This is a genomic window from Streptomyces sp. MUM 2J (genome assembly GCF_022414535.1).
Lineage (GTDB): Bacteria > Actinomycetota > Actinomycetes > Streptomycetales > Streptomycetaceae > Streptomyces.
The window spans coordinates 1-20,721 of record NZ_JADWYM010000007.1 but is presented as its reverse complement, the minus strand read 5'-3'; the positions used below and the strand labels follow the sequence as shown (position 1 = coordinate 20,721).

At 73.3% G+C, this 20,721-nt stretch carries 16 protein-coding genes and 2 pseudogenes; 1 reads left to right on the top strand and 17 read right to left on the bottom strand.

The features are described 5' to 3' along the window. Positions 1 to 18 precede the first annotated feature (18 nt). The 9 genes and pseudogenes from I3F54_RS09290 to I3F54_RS09250 all read right to left on the bottom strand — a co-directional run bounded on the left by I3F54_RS09290 (position 19) and on the right by I3F54_RS09250 (position 9,527). A complete protein-coding gene (locus I3F54_RS09290; protein WP_240118164.1) occupies positions 19 to 960 on the bottom strand; it encodes an alpha/beta hydrolase in 942 nt (313 codons plus the stop codon). Then, positions 957 to 2,201 (bottom strand): branched-chain amino acid ABC transporter permease, encoded by a 1,245-nt coding sequence (locus I3F54_RS09285; protein ID WP_240118163.1) that lies wholly within the window; start codon positions 2,199 to 2,201, stop codon positions 957 to 959. Before I3F54_RS09285 ends, I3F54_RS09290 begins: the two co-directional genes overlap by 4 nt. Next, positions 2,198 to 3,085 carry a branched-chain amino acid ABC transporter permease gene (locus I3F54_RS09280; RefSeq protein WP_240118162.1) on the bottom strand — a complete coding sequence of 296 codons (888 nt, stop codon included), beginning with the start codon at positions 3,083 to 3,085 and terminating at the stop codon, positions 2,198 to 2,200. Before I3F54_RS09280 ends, I3F54_RS09285 begins: the two co-directional genes overlap by 4 nt. Further along, positions 3,085 to 3,939 carry an ABC transporter ATP-binding protein gene (locus I3F54_RS09275; protein ID WP_240118161.1) on the bottom strand — a complete coding sequence of 285 codons (855 nt, stop codon included), beginning with the start codon at positions 3,937 to 3,939 and terminating at the stop codon, positions 3,085 to 3,087. Before I3F54_RS09275 ends, I3F54_RS09280 begins: the two co-directional genes overlap by 1 nt. Beyond that, positions 3,936 to 4,730 (bottom strand): ABC transporter ATP-binding protein, encoded by a 795-nt coding sequence (locus I3F54_RS09270; RefSeq protein WP_240118321.1) that lies wholly within the window; start codon positions 4,728 to 4,730, stop codon positions 3,936 to 3,938. Before I3F54_RS09270 ends, I3F54_RS09275 begins: the two co-directional genes overlap by 4 nt. A 6-nt stretch (positions 4,731 to 4,736) precedes the next feature. After that, positions 4,737 to 5,966: pseudogene (locus I3F54_RS09265) on the bottom strand (substrate-binding domain-containing protein); the annotation flags it as partial. Positions 5,967 to 6,482: 516 nt separating this feature from the next. Further along, complete coding sequence (locus I3F54_RS09260) at positions 6,483 to 7,037, bottom strand: O-acetyl-ADP-ribose deacetylase (protein WP_240118160.1); 555 nt, start codon at positions 7,035 to 7,037, stop codon at positions 6,483 to 6,485. Continuing rightward, on the bottom strand, positions 7,034 to 8,443 hold the full coding sequence (locus I3F54_RS09255) for an NAD(P)/FAD-dependent oxidoreductase (RefSeq protein WP_240118159.1): 1,410 nt from the start codon (positions 8,441 to 8,443) through the stop codon (positions 7,034 to 7,036). The genes I3F54_RS09260 and I3F54_RS09255 overlap by 4 nt, the downstream gene beginning before the upstream one ends. Positions 8,444 to 8,678: 235 nt before the next feature. After that, entirely contained in the window at positions 8,679 to 9,527 is an 849-nt protein-coding gene (locus I3F54_RS09250; protein ID WP_240118158.1) for an inositol monophosphatase family protein, read from the bottom strand. Between the two features lie 632 nt (positions 9,528 to 10,159). On the opposite strand from I3F54_RS09250, the gene I3F54_RS09245 reads away from it, so the two are divergent. Beyond that, positions 10,160 to 10,825, top strand: coding sequence for a hypothetical protein (locus I3F54_RS09245; protein WP_240118157.1), 666 nt, complete (start codon positions 10,160 to 10,162; stop codon positions 10,823 to 10,825). 56 nt (positions 10,826 to 10,881) lie between these two features. On the opposite strand, the gene I3F54_RS09240 is transcribed toward I3F54_RS09245, so the two are convergent. The 8 genes and pseudogenes from I3F54_RS09240 to I3F54_RS09205 form a co-directional block, all read right to left on the bottom strand. After that, positions 10,882 to 12,408 carry an NCS1 family nucleobase:cation symporter-1 gene (locus I3F54_RS09240; RefSeq protein ID WP_240118156.1) on the bottom strand — a complete coding sequence of 509 codons (1,527 nt, stop codon included), beginning with the start codon at positions 12,406 to 12,408 and terminating at the stop codon, positions 10,882 to 10,884. Positions 12,409 to 12,529: 121 nt separating this feature from the next. Beyond that, entirely contained in the window at positions 12,530 to 13,549 is a 1,020-nt protein-coding gene (locus I3F54_RS09235; RefSeq protein ID WP_240118155.1) for a TIGR03842 family LLM class F420-dependent oxidoreductase, read from the bottom strand. Positions 13,550 to 13,570: 21 nt separating this feature from the next. Next, positions 13,571 to 14,971: a dihydropyrimidinase gene (gene hydA / locus I3F54_RS09230; RefSeq protein WP_240118154.1), complete on the bottom strand. Its 1,401-nt coding sequence runs from the start codon at positions 14,969 to 14,971 to the stop codon at positions 13,571 to 13,573. Positions 14,972 to 15,044: 73 nt separating this feature from the next. Further along, entirely contained in the window at positions 15,045 to 15,887 is an 843-nt protein-coding gene (locus tag I3F54_RS09225) for a nitrilase-related carbon-nitrogen hydrolase (protein ID WP_240118153.1), read from the bottom strand. A gap of 157 nt (positions 15,888 to 16,044) precedes the next feature. Next, on the bottom strand, positions 16,045 to 17,607 hold the full coding sequence (locus I3F54_RS09220) for a PucR family transcriptional regulator (RefSeq protein ID WP_240118152.1): 1,563 nt from the start codon (positions 17,605 to 17,607) through the stop codon (positions 16,045 to 16,047). 26 nt (positions 17,608 to 17,633) lie between these two features. Then, a complete protein-coding gene (locus tag I3F54_RS09215) occupies positions 17,634 to 18,884 on the bottom strand; it encodes an aspartate aminotransferase family protein (protein WP_240118320.1) in 1,251 nt (416 codons plus the stop codon). Between the two features lie 29 nt (positions 18,885 to 18,913). Next, complete coding sequence (locus tag I3F54_RS09210) at positions 18,914 to 19,756, bottom strand: nitrilase-related carbon-nitrogen hydrolase (RefSeq protein WP_240118151.1); 843 nt, start codon at positions 19,754 to 19,756, stop codon at positions 18,914 to 18,916. 118 nt (positions 19,757 to 19,874) lie between these two features. Further along, positions 19,875 to 20,721, bottom strand: a pseudogene (locus I3F54_RS09205) (hypothetical protein); the annotation flags it as partial.

Here is a 20,721-nt window from a genome sequence, read left to right as displayed (position 1 = left end):
CGACGGCCCCGCCGCCCGTCACGGGGTGTCCTGCTCCGCGGCGGCCTCCAGCAGCAGGCCGGCGACGAGTGCCGCGCCCTCCTCACCGGTGAGCAGCGTGTAGTGGTTGGTGTCCGGGGCTCGCAGCGCCGTCACGTCGGCGCCGTCGAGCGCGGTGGCCAGGCGGTCCGCGTCGTACAGACCCCGCGGCTCGTCCAGCAGGCCCCGCTCCGCCCAGACCAGGGTGCCGGGGGCGGGCAGCCGGTGCACCGCGGCGAGGACGTCCTCGCCGAACAGGCCGGTGCCGTCGGCGCGGACGGCCTCCACCCGGCACGAGGAGCGCAGCCGGGGCTCCTCACCCACCAGGTCGCGCTGGATGTACGCGTCGACCTCCGGCGTCCACCGCTGCGCGAACGCGGGGTGCGCCTGCCAGAAGGCGCGGTAGGCGGCACGGTCGGGGAACGTCATCGACAGCCGGTCCATGGCCGGTCCGATGACCGCCGTCAGCAGTTCGTCCGGCGACAGGTGCGTGGGCGCCGGGAAGCCGACCCCGCCGTCCACGAGCAGCAGCCGGCCGAAGCACCGCGGATGGCGTACGGCGGCCAGGGCGGCCGTGAACGCGCCCATCGAGTGCCCGGCCAGCACCGGCCGGCGCAGCCCGAGCGCCTCGGTGACGGCGGCGGCGTCGTCGGCGTGCACGGCGATGCCGTACGGTCCGGGCAGCCCCGCGCTGCCGGCACGCCCCCGCAGGTCGGGGGCGACGAGCGTGGCCCGGCCGGCGAGGCGGCGGGCGACCGGGCCCCAGCTCAGCGCGTTGGCGGTGATCCCGTGCAGGGCGAGCACGGTGGGCGCCGCGGGATCGGGCGCGGCCCAGCGCAGCACGGTCAGGTCACCGCCGGGCACGGGGACCCGGAGTTCTTCGAAGGGCAGCGGCTCGGGGCCGGGGCGGCTGCCGGCGGGCGCGGTGTCGGAGGGGGTCACGTCGTCTTCCTTTCCCTGTGCCCGGCGTGGGCGGGGGCATCGGTGGCGGTGGGGGTGCGGTCGGCGGGCGCTCCGGTGCGCCGGTCGGCGGACGGCCCGGGCCGGGCGTTCCGCCGCCCGCGACCGCCGTCGCCCCGGGTGCCGCGGCGTGCGGCCCGCGCGTTGCGGATGCGGTCCGGCAGCGCGGCGAGCCCGCCCGGCAGCACGTTGACGACGACCACGAAGAGGACACCGAGCAGGAACAGCGGCTGGCTGAGCGGGACGCGCAGCACGGCGGGCAGATCCGCGACGACCGCCGAGTCGGCGACGTCGCCGAGACGCTGGCCGGCCCAGGTGTAGAGGATGCCGCCCAGCATCGGGCCCCAGCGCGTGCCCGAGCCGCCGAGGACCACCATCACCAGCAGCGACAGGGTGAACTGGGAACTGGTGGTGTGCGGCGTGGAGCCGCCGGTCAGCAGCAGGTGCACGATGCCGCCCAGTGCGGCCAGGCCGCTCGCCACGGTGAACGCCACCAGCTTGAATCCGTACGGGCGCAGGCCCAGCACCTCGACCCGGCGCTCGTTCTCCTTGATGCCCTCCCAGACCCGGCCCGTCGGCGAGCGGGCCGTCCAGTGCACGACCGCGAGGGTCAGGGCGAGGAACGCGAGGGTGATCCAGTACAGGGTGGCGGTGTTCTCGATGCCGACGAACGCGGCCGGCAGCCGGTCAGCGGCGACGGCGCGGCCCTCCTCGCCACCGGTGAAGCCACCCGGGTCGCGGGCCACCAGGATGGCGGCGGCCTGCGCGAACGCCAGCGTCACCATCGAGAAGCCGATGCCGGTGACCCGAAGGCTGACCGAGCCGAGGAGCACCGCGAGAGTGACGCCGAGGGCCAGGCCGAGGACGGCGGACGGGCCGAAGGGCAGTCCCGCCTCCCGCATCACGGTGTTGGTGGCGTAACTGCCCGCCGCGAAGTACAGGGCATGCCCGAAGGACAGCAGTCCGGTACGGCCCAGGAGCAGGTCGTAGCCGGTCGCCAGTGAGCCGAACAGCAGGCACAGCGCGAGGAGTTGGAGGCTTCCGGGACTGCCGAGGGGCCCGTCCAGCAGGCCGGGCAGCTCGACGGCGCTGTACGGCAGGAGGAACAGCAGGGCGAACAGGCCCACGGGCCACAGACGCCCCACGCGGCCCGCGGCGGACCGCCCGGTGCCGACGGCGGCCCGGGCACCGGTATCGGTATCGGTATCGGTGACGATGCTCATGCGAGCCTCCCGGTGAGACCGTGCGGGCGTACCAGCAGCAGGGCGGCGAGCAGCACGACGACGGCGAGGTCACCGAGTCCGGCGGCTGCATAGTAGTTGGCGAACTGCTGGACGAGGCCGATGACGACGGATGCGACGGCCGCGCCGGTCACCGACCCCATGCCGCCGGTGACGACGACCACGAAGGCGAAGATCAGCAGCGAGGTGCCCTGCCCGGGGTCGACCGAGCCGAAGTACAGGCCGCCCAGCGCCCCGCCGAGCGCGGCGGCGGCACCGCCGATGGCGAAGACGAGGGTGAACGCCCGGCGGACGTCGATACCGAGCGCGGTCACCATCGCCCGGTCCTCCACGCCCGCGCGGACCACCAGGCCGTGCCGAGTGCGGTCGAGGAACAGTTTCAGACCCGTCCACACCAGCACGGCCGCGCCGATCAGCACGAACCGGTTGGCCGGGATCCGTGCGCCGAACAGGCCGACGGTGGCCCGGAGCGCCTCGGGCCCGGGGAAGGTCAGCGCGTCGGAGCCCCAGATCCCCGACAGCAGGGCGGGCACGGCCAGCGACACGCCGACGGTGGCCAGGACCTGCTCGCGCGGCCGCGTGTACAGGGGCCGCACGATGCCCAGTTCGAGCAGGACCGCCGCGGCGGTGCCGACGGCCACGCCGAACGCGACGGCGAGAACGAACCCGGGACCGCCGGATCCAGCGCCGGGCAGGCGGCCGGAGGCGGCCCACCACGTGGCGTAGGCGCCGACGGACAGCAGTGCTCCGTGCGCGAAGTTCAGCACGTCCATCAGGCCGAGGATGAGCGACAGGCCGGCGGCGACGAGGAAGTACAGCGCGCCGAGACCGAGGCCGGTCAGGGTGAGCAGGACGACGGTGTCCATCAGGCGTCGGCCTCCCCGTGGTCGGACCGCCGGCCCGGAGACGTCCCGGTGTCCGCCGCCGGCGGGTGGATCGGGACGGCGAGGGGACCGGCGGGCGCGGGTGCGCGGCCGACGCCGAGCAGACGGCGGGTGGCCCCGGGGTCGTGCAACAGGTCGCCGGCGGGCCCCTGGTGGGCGGTTCGGCCGTCGGCGAGCACCACGCAGTGCGTGGCGAGCCGGCGGACCACGGCCAGGTTCTGTTCGACGAGCAGCACCGGTACGGCCTCGGCGGCGCGTTCGAGCACCTGCGTGACCTCGGTGACGACCTTCGGGGCGAGGCCCTTGGTCGGCTCGTCGGCGATGATCAGCCTGTTGCCGTTGAGGAGCGTGCGGGCGATGGCCACCATCTGCTGCTGGCCTCCCGAGAGGGTGCCGGCCGGCTGCCCGGCGCGCCGCGGCAGTTCGGGGAAGAGTTCGTGGACGAGGGCGTAGTCCGGTTCGCCGCCCGGGCGTTCGGCCAGGCGCAGGTTCTCCTCGACGGTCAGTCCGCCGAAGACACCCCGGTCCTCGGGGGCGTAACCGATGCCCCGGCGGACCAGGGCGTGCGTGGGAAGGCCCACGGTCTCCTCGCCGTCCAGGCACACGCTGCCGGTGCGCGGCACCAGACCGAGCACGCCGCGTACGGTGGTGGTCTTGCCCGCGCCGTTGCGGCCGAGGAGGGCGGTGACGCCCTGTCCGGCGACGTCGAGGTCGACGCCGTGCAGGATGTGCCGCGCGCCGATCAGGACGCGCAGGCCGCGGACGGTCAGCAGCGGCGCGGCGTCCCGGGCGGGGCGGCGGTCGGTGACGGCCCCGGCCGTCCGGTCGGGGCTCACAGGGCCTCCCCCAGGTAGGCCTGCTGGACGGTGGCGTCGGCCACGACGGCCTCGGGGGTGTCCAGCGCGAGCAGGCTGCCGTGGTGCATCACGGCGAGCCGGTCGGCCAGGCCCAGCAGGACGTCCATGTGGTGCTCGACCATGAGCACGGTGCGGCCCTCGTCGCGGTGCAGGGTGCGGATGAGTTCGGTCAGGGTGGGTACCTCCTCGGCGCTGACACCGGCCATCGGCTCGTCCAGCAGCATCAGCCGCGGCTCGCCGACCAGCAGGACGGCGAGTTCCAGCTTCCGCTTCTCGCCGTGCGAGAGGGACCGGGCGGGCACGTCGGCCCGGTGTGCCAGACCGGTGCGGGCCAGCACGTCGTCGACCCGGTCGCCGTAGCGCGGGGCGCGCCGCCAGATCCGGTACGAGCCGCCGTCGGCCGCCTGGGCGGCGAGGCGGACGTGCTCGGCGGCGCTCATGGCGGGCCACAGGCTCGACGTCTGGAAGGTGCGCCCGAGGCCGCGCCGCGCACGGGCGTGCGGGGCGTCGCGGGTGATGTCCCTGCCGTCGAGGGCGACCCTCCCGGCGGTGGCCGGCACCAGGCCGCTGACCAGGTTGAACAGCGAGGTCTTGCCGGCACCGTTGGGTCCGATGAAAGCGAGGAACTCGCCCTCCTGGACGTCGAGGGTGACGTCCGAGAGAATGGTCGCCCCGCCGACGGTCCACCCGACGGAGTCCAGGGCGAGGACGGCGGAGCCGTCCGCCGTCGTGCCGGACTCGCGCCCGGTGTGCGGGGATGCGCCGGTCACGGGTCGGCCCGCCAGGGGGTTCACGGGCGGGGCGACCTCGCCCATCGGCAACGCCCTGACCAGTTCGGGCCGGGCGGCGGGGCCGCTGCCGTGGAGCCTGGCCTGGAACATCGGCTGGAGCATGGCGTGGTCCGCGGCGCGGATCTGCTGCCGGCCCTTGACCCCGTCGAACGTCCAGCCCTCCAGGGACCTCACCATGGCGTCGGTGTCGGTGGCGCCGCCCTCGACGGCGTGCACGATCATCTGGGCGGCGGTGAAGCCGTCCGGGGTGAACAGGTCGGGCGTACCGCCCGCCTGGCGTACCGCCTCGTCCATCGCCTTCTCGGTGTCGGTTCCCGCCGCGCCGGCGAAGTAGTGCGCCAGGAAGGTGATCTTCTCGCCGCCCGCCCCGAAGACCGGGTAGGAGGCGGTGCCGGCCAGGCCGGTGGTGACCTTCGAGGAGGACAGCACGCCCTGCTGGTCCAGGGCGGTCCACAGGGCGGGGGCGGTGGAGCCGGCCCAGGCCACGAAGACCAGGTCGGGCCGGGCGGCCTCGACCTGGCGGGCGAACGGCGTCAGATCGGTGGCGCTCGGCGGGGCGAGCACGGAGGAGACCCGGGCGCCCTCCTTGCCCAGGACCGCCTTCACCGCGGCGACGTTGGCCTGGCCGAAGGTGGAGTCCTGGGCCAGCACGGTGATCTTCTTGCCCTTGGCGTCGCCGAGCATCGCGGCGGCGGTGAGGGTGTCCTGGTAGGACTGGCGGCCGGCGCGGAAGGTGTACCTGTTGATGCCGGTGAGGGCGTCGGTGGCGGCCGGGCCGTCGATGAACAGCACCTTGTTCTGGGCGGCGAGCGGAGCCATCTGCAGGGCGATGCCGGAGTCCGTGCTGCCCGTGATGATCTTCGCGCCCTTGCCGATCAGGTCCTTGCCCGCGGCGACGGCCTTGGTGGCGTCTCCGGCGTCGTCGCGCTCGACGACCTCGACGGGGTGTCCGTCGACCTCGCCGGTTCCGTGGGTGGCGTGGTCGAGGCCGGCCCGGAACCCTTCGATGAACTGCTTGCCGTAGGCCGCGAGCGGGCCGGTCCTGGAGTACACGACGCCGACCTTGACGGGGGCGGTCCCCTCGGCATCGCCGCCGATGGTGGAGCCGGCGGTCCCGGGCTCGGCGCAGCCTGCGGCGAGAAGGGCGACGACCGCGAGGGTGGTGCCCGCGGCGAGGGTGGAGATGCGGCGTGGGTGTGCGGTGTTCGCGGACATCGTGGACATCTGACCGGCTCCCGGAACGTGGTGGCCGCCCCCGGTGCCGGTCCGTGCCCTGGTCGTACGGCACATCCGCGGCGGACGTCGGAGGCGGCGCCGTTACTGACGGATGGGACGGTAGGAGCCCTGAACCGCTGCGGACATGGTGTTGCACGCCGCAACTGGGAGGAAGCTCATGTACGCAGCCCACATAGCTGTGGCGTGATGAGAACGGCGATCATGGCTGGTGTCCCCGTCCGGCGCGGCTGCCCCGGACGCGCGCCCCACCAGCTCCGGCCCGGCCCTCGGTCCGCCGGCCCCGCGGCCTGCCGCTGGGCGGAGTACGTCCTTCCGCGCGAGCGTGTCGTCAGGCGTCCCGGTTCGCTCCCGGAGCCTGCCCGAGGGGCTGCGGTCAGCCCGTCCGGTTCGGCGGGACGACGCCCGGGCCACCGGTGGCCCGGGCCGGCCGCAGCGAGGGGCCGCGGCCGGGCGGGGAGGCGGCGCCTGCTTCAGGTGCCGCTCCCTGCGGCGCGGTCATCGGGACCCTGGCGAAAGGGGGCCCTCACCGCCGCGTTGCTGCTTGTGGACCTGCTCGGCGAAAGCCCTGAACGCCCGCTCGTCGAACAGTACGAACCTGACGTCCTCGACCGCGGTCTCCGTGCCCCGCACCGTCTCCACCGCGATGCGGGCCGCGTCGTCCATCGGCCACCGGTACACGCCGGTGGAGATGGCCGGGAACGCGACGGAGCGTGCTCCGAGGGAGTCGGCCACCTTGAGCGACTCCCGGTAGCAGGAGGCGAGCAGACCCGGTTCGGCGCCCGACCTCCGGTACACCGGTCCGACGGTGTGGATGACCCAGCGGGCGTCCAGGGCACCGGCGGTGGTCGCGACCGCCTGTCCGGTGGGCAGGCCCCCGCCGTACCGTGCGGCGCGGAGCCTGCGGCACTCCTCGAGGATGGCGGGGCCGCCGCGGCGGTGGATGGCGCCGTCGACTCCGCCGCCGCCCAGGAGGGAGGAGTTGGCCGCGTTGACGATCGCGTCGACGCTCTCCCGTGTGATGTCGCCTTGTACGAGCGTGATGGCGGTCATGGCCGCATCAGCCTCCTCCACACCGCCTTCGCGGCGTTGTGGCCGGACATCCCGTGCACGCCGGGGCCGGGTGGGGTGGCGGAGGAGCAGATGAAGACGGCGGGGTGCGGCGTGCTGTACGGGAACAGGGTCGGTCTGGGGCGCAGCAGGATCTGCAGGCCGGAGACGGCGCCGGTGGCGATGTCGCCTCCGACGTAGTTGGCGTTGCGGGTGGCGAGTTCGGCCGGGCCCATGGTGGCGCGGGCGAGGACGCGGTCCCTGAAGCCGGGCGCGAAGCGCTCCAGCTGGCGTTCGACGGCGTCGGTGAGGTCGCCGGTCCAGCCGTGGGGGACCTGCCCGTAGGCCCAGAAGACGTGCTTGCCGTCGGGGGCGCGGGTGGGATCGACGACGCTGGGCTGCACGGTGATCAGGAACGGTCTGACGGGGGCCCGGCCCTCGCGGGAGACGGCGCGCAGCGCGGTGCCGATCTCCGCGCTGTTCGCGCCGATCTGCACGGTGCCGGCGGCTCGGGCCTCCGGCGCGGTCCAGGGGACGGGACCGTCCAGGGCGTAGTCGATCTTGAAGACGCCGGGGCCGTAGCGGAAGCCCTCGTAGGTGCGGCCGAGGCCGGCGATGCGGGCCAGGGCGGTGGGTGAGGTGTCGAAGACGTAGGCGCGGGCCGGCGGCAGGTCGTCCAGGCGTTTGACCTCGTAGTCGGTGTGGATGCTGCCGCCGAGGTCCGTGAGGTAGGCGGCGAGGGCGTCGGAGACGGACTGTGAGCCGCCGCGGGCGACGGGCCAGCCTCGGGCGTGTGCGGCGAGCGCGAAGACGAGGCCGACGGCACCCGTCGCGATCCCGTTCAATGGGGCCATGGCGTGGGCGACGAGGCCGGCGAAGAGCGTCCGGGCCCGCTCGTCCTTGAAGCGGCGCATGAGCCAGGTGGAGGGGGGCAGGCCGGCCAGCCCGAAACGGGCGAGGGTGACCGGGTCGCGCGGGAGCGCGGTCAGTGGCAGGGACATGAAGTCCCGGGCCAGGGTGTCCCACCGGGGCAGGAACCGCTCCACGAGCCTGCGGTAGGCGCCCGCGTCGCGCGGGCCGAAGGAGGCGGCCGTCTCGGCGACCGAGCGGGAGAGCACGGCGGCACCGCCGTCGGCGAACGGATGCGCCATCGGGAGCTCGGCGTGCAGCCACTCCAGGCCGTAGCGGTGCAGTGGCATGGCGCGGAACGCGGGCGAGTTGACGGCCAGGGGGTGCGCGGCGGAGCAGGGGTCGTGGCGGAAGCCGGGCAGCGTCAGCTCCTCGGTGCGGGCGCCGCCGCCCACGGTGCCGCGGGCCTCGAACAACGCGACGGAGAAGCCACGGCGGGCCAGCTCCACGGCAGCGGTCAGGCCGTTCGGTCCCGCACCCACCACGACTGCATCGAGCATCGACGGCACCTTCGGACTCCTTCGTCAGCCGACGGCCTGCCTCAGGACATCAGGATAGGCCGGGGGGCCGGAAGGGCTCGGGGGCGGGTGTGCGCGTGGCACGTCCCCGGCGCGCGGCCACGGCCACGCGGTGTTGCGCCGCGCAGGGGCCACGTGCCTCCCCGCGGCCCGGCCGGGGCCGGCACACCGGCCGGCCCCGGTGCCCCCGGGCCGCGGTTGAGCCGCATCCGGGGCCTCAGGCGCCGCCGCCCGCCAGGAGCGCCGCGATCTGGCGGGCCGTGGCGGCGTCCCGGGCCGCGGTGAAGGGCAGGTCGTTGCCGCCGGTGATGCGGAACGGCCGGCCGGTGACGGTGAGGTGGGCGCCGCCGGCCTCCTCCACCAGCAGCAGGCCAGCCGCGTGGTCCCAGGCGGCCTCCCAGGAGAACGCGGTGGCGTCCGACTCCCCGCGGGCCACGGCGAGGTACTCCAGGCCGGCCGAGCCGCAGGGGCGGGGCGCGACGCCGGGGACGCGCAGGCCGAGCAGGGCGCGCTTCTGCTCGTCGGTGGTGTAGTCGGGGTGGGAGGTGGCCACGCGCAGGTCGCGGCCTGGTTCCGGCGGCCCGGCGAACAGCCGCTGCCCGTCGAGGTGGGCGCCGCCGCCCCGTACAGCGACGGCGAGTTGGCCGCGGGCCGGGGCGTACGTCCACGACGCGCGGACCACGCCGCCCTGGGCCAGGGCGACCAGGGTGCAGAAGCCGTCGTCGCCGTGCACGAACTGCCGCGTCCCGTCCACCGGGTCGACGATCCAGACCGGAGCCTCGCCACGGATCGCCTCGTACGACAGGGGGTTGGCGTGCACGGCCTCCTCTCCCACCACCACGGACCCGGGCAGCAGTGCGCTGAGCGCCTCGGTGAGGTAGAGCTCGGCCCGGCGGTCGGCGTCGGTCACCAGGTCGTGCGGACCGCTCTTCTCGTCGATCTCGTGCGCGGCGAGCCGCCGGAAGCGGGGCATGATCTCGGCCGCGGCGGCCGTGCGCACCGCCTCCTCCACGTCGGCCGAGTGGCGGGCGAGAAACTCGTCGATGGTTTCGCTGTTCTTGATCACCCCTCCATGAGAGCACGCGCCACTGACAATCCCCACCGGGACCGTGGACACCCGGTGGAATCGGCGTGAACAGCGGGCTCTGCGGCGGCGCCCTCCGCGCCTCGCGGGTCGGGACCCGCCGCGGACCCGGCCCCGCAGGGCGAGCCGGAGGGTGCGGCGGGTGGTGGCCGTTCGGGCTGTCACCTGACAGCCACCCCACGTCGGGCGGTCGGTTCCGCGCCCGGGATCGAGTCCGGTGAGACTCAGGGGAGTTCGGGCCCGGGCTCTGCCCCGCAGGGTCCCCGCACGGGCCGCCGCCCCGCACACTCCGCGGCAACCGCGGCCCGGCCGTGGAATCCGGGGCGTCGGGGCACGGCCGCCCGACTCCTCACCCCACACGCCCGGTTGGGCCGACCACGGGCAGGCGGCGGCAGGCCGCCCGGTGCCGCGGCCGCTCCCGCGGGCGGACCCCGGACACACCGGTCGTCGCGCGGGCGTCGGACCAGGGCGGCGGACCGCGCCCCCGGAACTGCTGCGTGACCACGCGGGCACGGAGCGAGTTGACCCTTCCGCACCACACGGACTCGTGTGACACTGTCGTCCCGTCCGCACCATGGACGGGGTCCGCAGCCCTCCCCCACGAGAAGTGCGCCGTGCGATCTCTTCCCCTGCCGCTCACTCTGACCGCGCGCCTGTCCCCGGTCGCCGTGCTCGCCACGGTCGGCTGGGCCCTGTCCTCCGGCCCGCTCGCCCCGGCGCCGGCCGCCGGGCGGGAGCCCGCTCCCACGAGGACGGCCACGCAGTCGCCCTCCGCCCCGTCGGCGTCCGCGGCGTCGAAGACGTACACGACCGCCCCCGCCCCCTGCCAGGGTGTGGGCGAGAAGACGGTCGGGACGCTGGTGCCGGGCGCGAAGACGGCCGGCAAGGAGATACCGTCCACGGACCGGACGACGCGCCGCACGTGCACCTGGAACGCCCTCAAGGGCTACGACTACCGCTGGCTCGACGTGACGTTCGACATCACCGACTCGGCGGACTACGCGCACAGGTCGTACCTGGACCGCATCACGGAGAAGAGCGGGGGCGGCGCGGTCCCGGGGCTCGGTGACGAGGCCTACTCCGTCGTGAACCTCACCACCGAGGACAAGCAGCAGACCCGGGAGGGTGTCGTCATCGCGCGCGCCGACAACGCCCTGGTCGTGGTGACGTACAACGGCAGCGACTTCGAGTCGAAGAAGGCGCCGGGGACGGACGAGATCAACAAGGGTGCCATCAAGGCGGCGAAGGAGGCCGTGGCGGCACTGGGGAAGGACCGGTAGGGCCGGTCCCTCCCCAGTCGCCGACGGGGTTCTCCCCCGGCCCTCGGTGCCCCGCGTCAGGCGGCCGCCTCCCTGCTCCGGCGGGTCGCCATCAGCAGCAGGTAGAGCACCAGCGACGTGCCCAGCCCGACCGCCCAGCCGTAGTCGGCGAGCGGTTCCAGCACCGGGATCGGACGGCCGTCGACCAGCGGCCGGAAGCTCGCGCCGCCGACCGCGAGGACGCCTCCGGTGACGAAGGCGGCCACGGCCCGCCAGTTCCAGCCGCCCCGGTACCAGTAGCGGCCCCCGGTGCGGTACAGGTCGACGAGGTCGAGCCGGGTGCGGCGCAGCAGCCAGTAGTCGGCGATGAGGATGCCGGCGACGGTGCCCAGCAGGCCGCCGACCAGGCCGAGCCAGGTGAAGATGTAGCCCTGCGGGTCGGCGTACAGCTTCCAGGGGAAGATCAGCACGCCGAGGACGCAGGTGGCCAGGGCGCCGGTGCGGAAACTGATCCTGCGGGGCGCGATGTTGGAGAAGTCGAACGCCGGTGAGACCAGGTTCGCGGCGATGTTCACCGACAGGGTGGCGACCAGCACGGTCACCAGCGCGTACAGCAGGCCCACCGTGTTGTCCGTCTTCGCCGCGAGCTGAACCGGGTCCCAGACCGGCTCGCCGTACACCGCCTGCGAGCCGGAGGTGACCAGCACCGACAGGAACGCGAAGAGGGTCATGGTGGTCGGCAGGCCGAGCGCCTGGCCCCAGGTCTGGGCCTTCTGGCTGCGGCCGTAGCGGGTGAAGTCGGGGATGTTCAGCGACAACGTCGACCAGAAGCCGATCATGCCCATCAGGGAGGGCCAGAACAGCTTCCAGAAGTCGGCGCCCCAGCCCAGTCGCGAGGGCTGGTCGAACAGCGGGCCCAGACCGCCGGCCCTGCTGCTCATCCACCACAGCATCACGAAGGCGCCGACGAGCACGAAGGGCGCCGCCCAGTTCTCGAAGCGGCGGATCGTCTCCATGCCGCGGTAGATGATCGCGACCTGGAGCGCCCAGAACAGCGCGAACGACAGCCACATGGTCCAGGCCTGCCCGCCGATCCTCGCGGCGTCGCTCCAGCCGGCGCCGATGAGCTTGCCGGCGAGGAAGTAGATGGCCTCGCCGCCGATCCAGGTCTGGATGCCGAACCAGCCGCAGGCCACCAACGCCCGGACGACCGCGGGCAGGTTGGCCCCGCGGATGCCGAAGGAGGCACGGGCGAAGACCGGGAAGGGGATGCCGTACCTGGGTCCCGCGTGCCCGGTGAGGAGCATCGGCACCAGCACGATGACGTTGGCGAGGGCGATGGTGAGCACCGCCTGCTTCCAGTCCATGCCGACGGCGATCAGACCGGAGGCGAGGGTCCATGAGGCGGTGTTGTGGGCCATGCCGACCCACAGCGCGGAGAAGTTGTACGTCGTCCAGGTCCGCCGTTCGACGGGGACCGGCAGCAGGTCCTCGTTGGCGTACGGACCGCTCGGGCCGGCGGAGCCGGGCGCGAGCTCCACCCGCCCGTCGGGGAGGGTGACCTGGGTGGCCGGGGGTGTCGCGGTGGGAGCGGTGTCGGTCATGGCAGCCCCATCAGGTGAGGTGGGTCGGAAGTGGCCGTGCGGGCACCGGCCCCTTCCCGCGGCGGCGGGAAGGGGCGACCAAGGGCTGGGGGGTGGCGGGTGTGCCGGAGCCGTGCGGGGGTCAGGTGTTGACGGCGGGGATGACCTGCTGCCCGTAGGCGTCGATGACGGCTTCCTGCGCGTCGTGCATGTCGTACACGGCGAACTGGTCGACGCCCAGCTCGCGCAGGGCGTTCAGCTTCTCGATGTGCCGCTCCACGGGCCCGATCAGGCAGAACCGGTCGACGATCTCGTCCGGCACGAAGGCGGTGTCCGGGTTGCCGCTGCGTCCGTGGTGGGCGTAGTCGTAGCCCTGGCGTGCCTTGATGTACGCGGTGAGTTCGTCGGGCACCTGGGAGGAGTGCTCGCCGTACTTGGCGACCAGGTCGGCGACGTGGTTGCCGACCATCCCGCCGAACCAGCGGCACTGCTCCCGGGCGTGGGCGAGCGCGGCGGGCGAGTCGTCGTCGGTGACGTAGGCCGGGGCGGCGACGCAGATCGTCACCTCGGACGGGTCGCGGCCGGCGGCGACGGCGGCGTCCTTGACGGCCTTCACCATGTACCGCGTCAGATACAGGTCGGAGAGCTGGAGGATGAAGCCGTCGGCCTCCTCGCCGGTCATCTTCAGTGCCTTGGGACCGTAGGCCGCCATCCACACCGGCAGTGCCGCGTCCGATTTGGTCCACGGGAAGCGGATGGTGGTGCCGCCGAGGTCGGCCTCCCGGCCGCTGCCGAGGGCGCGGATCACCTTCATGGCCTCGCTGATGCGGGCCAGTGTGTTGGGTTTGCGGCCCGCGACGCGCATCGCGGAGTCACCACGTCCGATGCCGCACACGGTCCGGTTGCCGAACATGTCGTTGAGGGTGGCGAAGGTGGAGGCGGTGACCTCCCAGGTCCGGGTGCCCGGGTTGGTCACCATGGGACCCACGACCAGTCGCTCGGTCCGGGCGAGGATCTGACTGTAGATCACGAACGGCTCCTGCCACAGCACGGCGGAGTCGAAGGTCCAGCCGTGGGTGAAGCCGTTGCGTTCGGCCCGCTGCATCAGGCTGATGACGCGGGAGGCGGGCGGGTCGGTCTGCAGGACGAGTCCGAAGTCCATGGGCGCCGCTCCTGGTGGGGGTTAGTGGAGGTACTGGCAGGTGGAGCGCGGGGTGTAGGCGCCGTGGCCGGCGCGCCCGGTGTACTCGCGCTCGGTGATGACGGGTTCGCCTCGCGAGAGGACGGTCTCGACGCGGCCGGTGACACGCTTGCCCTCGTACGCCGAGTAGTCGACGTTCATGTGGTGGGTCCCGGCGGAGATCACCTGTTCGGCGTGCGGGTCGTAGACGACGACGTCGGCGTCGGCGCCCGGGGCGATGGTGCCCTTCTTGGGGTACAGACCGAACATCCGGGCCGGGGTGGCGCAGGCGATCTCGATCCAGCGGCGCCGGCCGATGTGCCCGTCGACGACGGCCTGGTGCAGCAGGTCCATACGGTTCTCGACGCCCGGGAGGCCGTTGGGGATCTTCGAGAAGTCACCGCGGCCGAGCTCCTTCTGGCCGACGAAGCAGAACGGGCAGTGGTCGGTGGAGACCACCTGGAGGTCGTTGGTCCGCAGGCCCTGCCACAGCCTGGCCTGGTGCTCCCGGGGACGCAGGGGGGTGGAACAGACGTACTTGGCGCCCTCGAAACCGGGTTCGGCGAGGTTGTCGGTGGACAGGAACAGGTACTGCGGGCAGGTCTCCCCGAAGACGTTGAGCCCGTCGTCGCGCGCCCGGGCCAGTTCGGCGACCGCCTCGCTCGCCGAGACGTGCACGACGTACAGCGGCGCCCCGGCGACCTGGGCGAGGCGGATGGCGCGGTGGGTGGCCTCGGCCTCCAGCAGGGCCTTGCGGACCTCGCCGTGGTGGCGGGGGTCGGTCTCGCCGCGGGCGAGCGCCTGCTCGACGAGGACGTCGATGGCGATGCCGTTCTCCGCGTGCATCATGATCAGGCCGCCGTTCTCGGCGGAGCGCTGCATGGCGCGCAGGATCTGGCCGTCGTCGCTGTAGAAGACGCCCGGGTAGGCCATGAACTGCTTGAAGGACGTGACGCCCTCCTCGACCAGCAGGTCCATCTCCTTGAGGGTCTCCGCGTTGACGTCGGAGACGATCATGTGGAAGCCGTAGTCGATGGCGCAGTTTCCCTCGGCCTTGGCGTGCCAGGTGTCCAGGCCGTCGCGCAGGGAGCGGCCGACGCTCTGCACGGCGAAGTCGACGATGGTCGTGGTGCCGCCCCAGGCCGCGGCCCGGGTTCCGGTCTCGAAGGTGTCGGACGCGAACGTGCCGCCGAACGGCAGCTCCATGTGGGTGTGGACGTCGACGCCGCCGGGGACGACGTACTTCCCGGTGGCGTCGATGACCCGGTCGGCCGTCCAGGCCTCGGCGGCCGGGGTGCCGGAGGCGGCGAGGGCGGCGATGCGGCCGTCCTCGATCAGGACGTCGGCGTGGATCTCGTCGGACGCGGTGATGACGAGGCCACCACGGATGACGGTACGGCTCATGTTCCCTCTCCTTCCGGTCGTGCGTACGGGAGGTACGGCGGGTACGCGGGGTGCAGGGGGTACGGGGTGGTGCTCAGGGCGCGGTCAGCGGCGCGTAGGCGCCCGGCGCGCGGTCCCGGTAGAACTGCCAGCGGTCGCGGACCTCGCGCAACTTGGCCAGGTCCAGGTCGCGGACGACGAGTTCGGTCTCCTTGTCGCTCGCCACCTCACCGACGAACTGGGCCTCCGGGTCGACGAAGTACGAGGTGCCGTAGAAGTCGTTGTCGCCCAGCTCCTCCACCCCGACCCGGTTGATCGCGCCGACGAAGTACTCGTTGGCGACGGCCGCCGCCGGCTGCTCCAGCTGCCACAGGTAGCCGGACAGTCCGCGCGAGGTGGCCGAGGGGTTGAAGACGATCTCGGCGCCCGCGAGGCCGAGGGCCCGCCAGCCCTCCGGGAAGTGACGGTCGTAGCAGATGTAGACGCCGATCTTCCCGACGGCCGTGTCGAAGACCGGCCAGCCGCTGTTGCCGGGACGGAAGTAGAACTTCTCCCAGAAACCCTTGACCTGCGGAATGTGCGTCTTGCGGTACTTGCCGAGGTAGGAGCCGTCGGCGTCGATGACGGCGGCGGTGTTGTACAGCACGCCCGGCTGCTCCTCCTCGTACATCGGCAGCACGAGGACGATCCCCAGCTCCTTCGCCAGGGCCTGGAAGCGGCGCACGATCGGGCCCTCGGGAATCCGCTCGGCGTACTCGTAGAACGCCGGGTCCTGGACCTGGCAGAAGTACGGCCCGTAGAACAGCTCCTGGAAGCACAGCACTTGGGCGCCCTGCGCCGCCGCGTCGCGGGCCGCCCGCTCGTGGACCTGGATCATCGACTCCTTGTCGCCGGTCCAGGCGGTCTGGAACAGGGCGGCACGGATCACTTGGCTCATCGAGGTCTCCACTCGCTCGGTGTGGTGCGGTGAGCCTAGAAAGTCCGTACGGCGTCTTTGAGTTGCACGGTGTCACGTCTGCGGGCGCTGTGCGTGGCAGCGTGTCACGCCTGCGTCGGCCCATGTTTCACCGCCGTGTTCCCGATCGTCGGAGGTTTCACCGCTGTTGCGCGTCGTGTGCGAGGAGCGCGATGTGGACCGAGGCGGCCTGCTCGAAGTCGTCGAGGTCCACACCGAGCCGGGCCTGTATCGCCTCCAGGCGCCGGTAGAGCGCGGGCCGGGAGACGTGGTGGAGCTGGGCGGTGCGGGACTTGTTGCGGCCGGTGGCGAGGTAGGTGCGCAGCACGCCCAGCAGGTCCTGGTCGGTGGCGCGCAGCAGCCCGTCCAGTTCGCGCTCGGCGAAGGACTGCACGTGCGGGTGGTCACGCAGCAGGCGGACCAGGCCGCGCAGGTGGACGTCCCTGAGACGGACGACGGCCGGCAGGTCGAGGGCGGGTGCCGAGTCGGCGACGGCGTCGGCGACGTGCCGGGCCTCGCGCAGGCCGGCGGGCACCTCGTCCCAGGCCGTGCGCGGGTCGGCGGCGGCGACCACGGCCGTCCCCAGGTCCGCCTCGGAGCGCAGCCGGGTGGCGAGGTGGGCGGCGAGCGCCGCGGCGTCCTGGTCGCGGGCGAGGCTGAGCAGGACGGCGGTCGCCCCGGGCGCGAGCTCGGCGACCAGGCCGGGCAGGCCCACCATGCGCAGCACACGGTCGAGCCGGGCGGGGTCGGCGCCGCGGACCACGAGCGGGACGAAGGTGCGCCGGTTGACCGGCAGCCCGGCGGCTCGGGCCCGCGGCAGCAGTTGCCGGGCCGGCACGACCCCGGAGACCAGGTCGGTCAGCAGGCTCTGCGCGGACTGCTCCTCCCAGGTGGCGCCCGAGCCGCCGAGCATCCGGTGCAGTACGAGGGCCTCGGCGGCGCGGTCGGCGAGGAGCCGGCCCACGGCCGTGTCGCCGCGGTGGCCGCACAGCAGGATCCGGCCCCAGCTCTCCCCGCGCCCGCCCAACTCGGCGCGGACCCAGCCGTCGCCCTCGCTGCCGCCGGCCTGGCGTGCGATGCGTTCCCAGTCGCGCAGCACGTCGTCGACGGCGGAGCGCTCGCCCGCGGTCGCCAGGACCCGGTGGGCGAGGTTGGTGACCACGACGGGGCAGCCGCTGTACCGGGCGACCTCGTCGAGGAGCCCCTGGAGCGGGGCTCCCGCGGTGATGAGGCCGTTCAGGGCGGTGCGGACGGCCTCCGACAGGCTGACGGCCGCGAACTTCCGCCGCACCAGGCGGGACTGCACCTCCTCGGTCAGCTCGGCGAAGGGGAAGGGCCGGTGCAGGACGACCATGGGCAGCCCACACCGCTCGGCCACGCGGCGCATCGCGTCCGGCGCGGTGGGGAACGCCCGGCCGAGGCCGAGGACGACGGCCGCGGCCTCCGCGCGGTACAGGGAGCGGACGTACTCGGCCTGTTTGTCCTCGTCGCCGGCGAGCAGCACACCGGTGGTGAGGATCATCTCGCCGCCACTGAGCATCACACCGACGTCGGCGGCCTCGGCGACGTGGACCCAGCGCACGGGCCGGTCGAGCTGTCCCGCGCCGGCCACCACCTCGGGCTCCCCGGCGAGCACCCGTTCGAGGTTGAGCACCTGCCGCACGGACAGGGCCGGTTCCAAGGGCTCCAAGGTGGTGGTCATGGCGTGTTCCCCTGCTCGGTGCCGTGCTACTGGATGCTCCTCAGGGCCTGTTCGAGGACGGCCGCGCCCTCCTCGGCCTCCGCGACGGTGAGGGAGAGCGGTGGGGCGATCCGCAGGGCGCTGGTGTTGTGGCCGCCTCCCTTGCCGATGAGCAGGCCGCCGGAGCGTGCGGCCTCCAGCACCGCGGACGCCGCCTGCGGGTCCGCCTCGTCCGTTCCGGGCCGCGCCAGCTCGATGCCGATCATCAGCCCGCGTCCGCGCACCTCCCGCACGGCGGGCACCTGGGCGGCGACGGCCCGCAGCCGCTCGATGAGGAGGCCGCCGACGCGCCGGGCGTTGCCCTGCAGGTCGTGTTCGAGCAGGTAGGCGAGGTTGGCGAGCCCGGCCGCCATGGTGATCTGCGTGCCGCCGAACGTGGAGATGGAGTTGGCGTCCAGGCAGTTCATGATCTCGGAGCGGGCGATCACGCCGCCGATGGACATGCCGTTGCCGACGCCCTTGGCGAAGGTGACGATGTCCGGAGGTCCGCTGCGGGAATGCGCCTGCCAGCCCCAGAAATGGTCACCGGTGCGGCCCCAGCCGGTCTGCACCTCGTCGGAGATCCACAGCACGCCGCGGTCGTTCAGCACGTCGCGGAAGGCGGCGTACAAGCCGTCCGGCGGGGAGGTGAAACCGCCGACGCCCTGGACGGGTTCGGCGATCAGCGCGGCCGGGCGGCGGGTGTGGCCGAGCAGGTCCGTCAGGTCCTCGACGCAGGCCTCGACGAACGTGGCGTCGTCGAGGTGCGCGTACGGGCCGCGGGTGCGCACGCCGCCGTGCACGTACAGCGTCTGGAGCGGGGACAGCGAGGTGGGCGACCAGCCGCGGTTGCCGGTGACGCCGACCGCGCTGAACGAGCGGCCGTGGTAGCTGTTGCGCATCGCCAGGACGGTGTTGCTGCGGCGGTACGTCGTCGCCAGCAGCAGGGCGGTGTCGTTGGCCTCGGTACCGGAGGTCGTGAAGAACACCCGGGCGTCCGGGATGCCGCTCACCTGGGCGATGCGTTCGGCGAGTTCGACCATCGGCCGGTTGAGGTACAGGGTCGAGGAGTGGATGATCCGCCCGGCCTGCTCGCCGACCGCCTTGGTCACCTCGGGCAGGGCGTGTGCGGTCATCGTGGTGAGGATGCCGCCGAAGAAGTCGAGGTACCGGTTGCCGTCGGCGTCCCAGACGTGCCGGCCCTCGCCGTGGGTGATCTCGATCGGTTCGTCGTAGTAGAGGGCGAGCCAGTCGGGCATCACCCCGCGGTGGCGGGTGTAGAGGTCGTTCACGGGCGCACCAGCCCTTCGTAGGCGTCGGGGCGGCGGTCGCGGTAGAAGGCCCACTGCTGCCGCACGTCGTCGATGAGGCCGAAGTCCAGCTCGCGGACGAGGAGTTCCTCCGTGGTGTCGGAGGCGGTGTCACCGACGAACTGACCGCGCGGGTCGACGAAGTAGCTGGTGCCGTAGAAGTCGTTGTCGCCGTAGATCTCGCGGCCGACGCGGTTGATCGCGGCGACGAAGTACTCGTTGGCGACGGCCGCGGCGGGCTGCTCCAGCCGCCACAGGTGCGCGGACAGGCCGCGGTGGGTGGCGGACGGGTTGTAGACCAGTTGGGCGCCGTTCAGGCCGAGTTGCCGCCAGCCCTCGGGGAAGTGACGGTCGTAGCAGATGTACACGCCCACCTTGCCGACGGCGGTGTCGAACACCGGCCAGCCGAGGTTGCCGGGACGGAAGTAGTACTTCTCCCAGAAGCCCTCGACCTGGGGGATGTGGTGCTTGCGGTACTTGCCGAGATACGCGCCGTCGGCGTCGATGACGGCCGCCGTGTTGTAGTAGAACCCCGGCTGCTCCACCTCGAACACCGGCACGACGATCACCATGCCGGTCTCCCGGGCCAGATCCTGCATCCGGCGTACGGTCGGCCCGTCCGGCACCGGCTCTGCCCACCCGTAGTGCTCCGCGTCCTGGACCTGACAGAAGTAGGGGGCGTTGAAGACTTCCTGGAAGCCGATGACCTGTGCGCCCTGGCGTGCCGCCGCGCGGGCGTGCTCCTCGTGCTTCGCCACCATGGACTCGGTGTCGCCGGTCCAGGTGGCCTGGACCAGTGCGGCACGTACGACGTTGGCCATGAGCTGCTCCTTCGACGCGACGTCAGAGCCTCTACGCCCGTAGAGCAGGCCGTAGAGGGTCGAACGTAAGCCTCGGCGACGGGCTTGCCAAGACCATCGTCGCGTCCGTTCGGGTGTTTCAGGTGGCGAGGCCGGCGACGCGCAGGGCGTGCACGAGGTCCCAGTGCCGTTCGTCGGAGACGTCCTGCGCGGCACGCAACAGCAGCGGCACGATCAGCGGCGGGTCCACGGCCGCACTGCGGACGGCCTCCTCGGGGGTGCGGACGCGGACGTAGGCGTCGAGCAGGGCACGGATCTCACGCCGGCGCCCCTCGGCGGCGAGCACCCGGAGGGCCTCGCCGATCTCGGCGGCCGGGCGCACCACGCCCTGGCGCAGCATCTGCTGCCCGTCGGTGTCGCGACCGGCGGCGACCAGCGCGCTCGCGGCGGCGACCAGGTGGGCGGCGGGCAGTGAGACGGCCTCCCAGAGCAGGGTCGCCCAGTCGGCGCCGAGTCCGGCGTGCTGGAGTTCGGCGGCCAGCATCGGGAAGCGGGCGGCGGGCCAGTGCGCAGCCTCCACCAGCAGGGCGTGGGCCTCGCCGCTGCGGCCCTGGGTGCGCAGCCGCACCAGTTGCGCCACGACCGCGGCGACCTCCTCCCCCGCCGCCGGATCCGGCGGTTCGACCGGTGCGGCCGGCTCCTCTCCCGTCTCCTGCGCGGCGCCGGCGAACCGTGCGCCCCGCGGTGTGCGCCCGCCCTCCTGTGCCGCGGCGGGGGCGTCCGGCACGTCGGGGCCGGGTGCGGGGGCAGGCGGGAGGTCGCCTTCGACCATCCCGGCGAAGCGGGCGCTGCCGCGGCGGCGCTTGCGCTGCCGGGAAGGTGGCGGCGCGCAGGCGCCCGCGTCCCGGGCGTCGCGGGCCGGGCCGGAGCCGCGGGGGCCTCCCCGGGCGCCTTCGGCCGCGGAGACCGGTGCGCCGGTGCCGGCA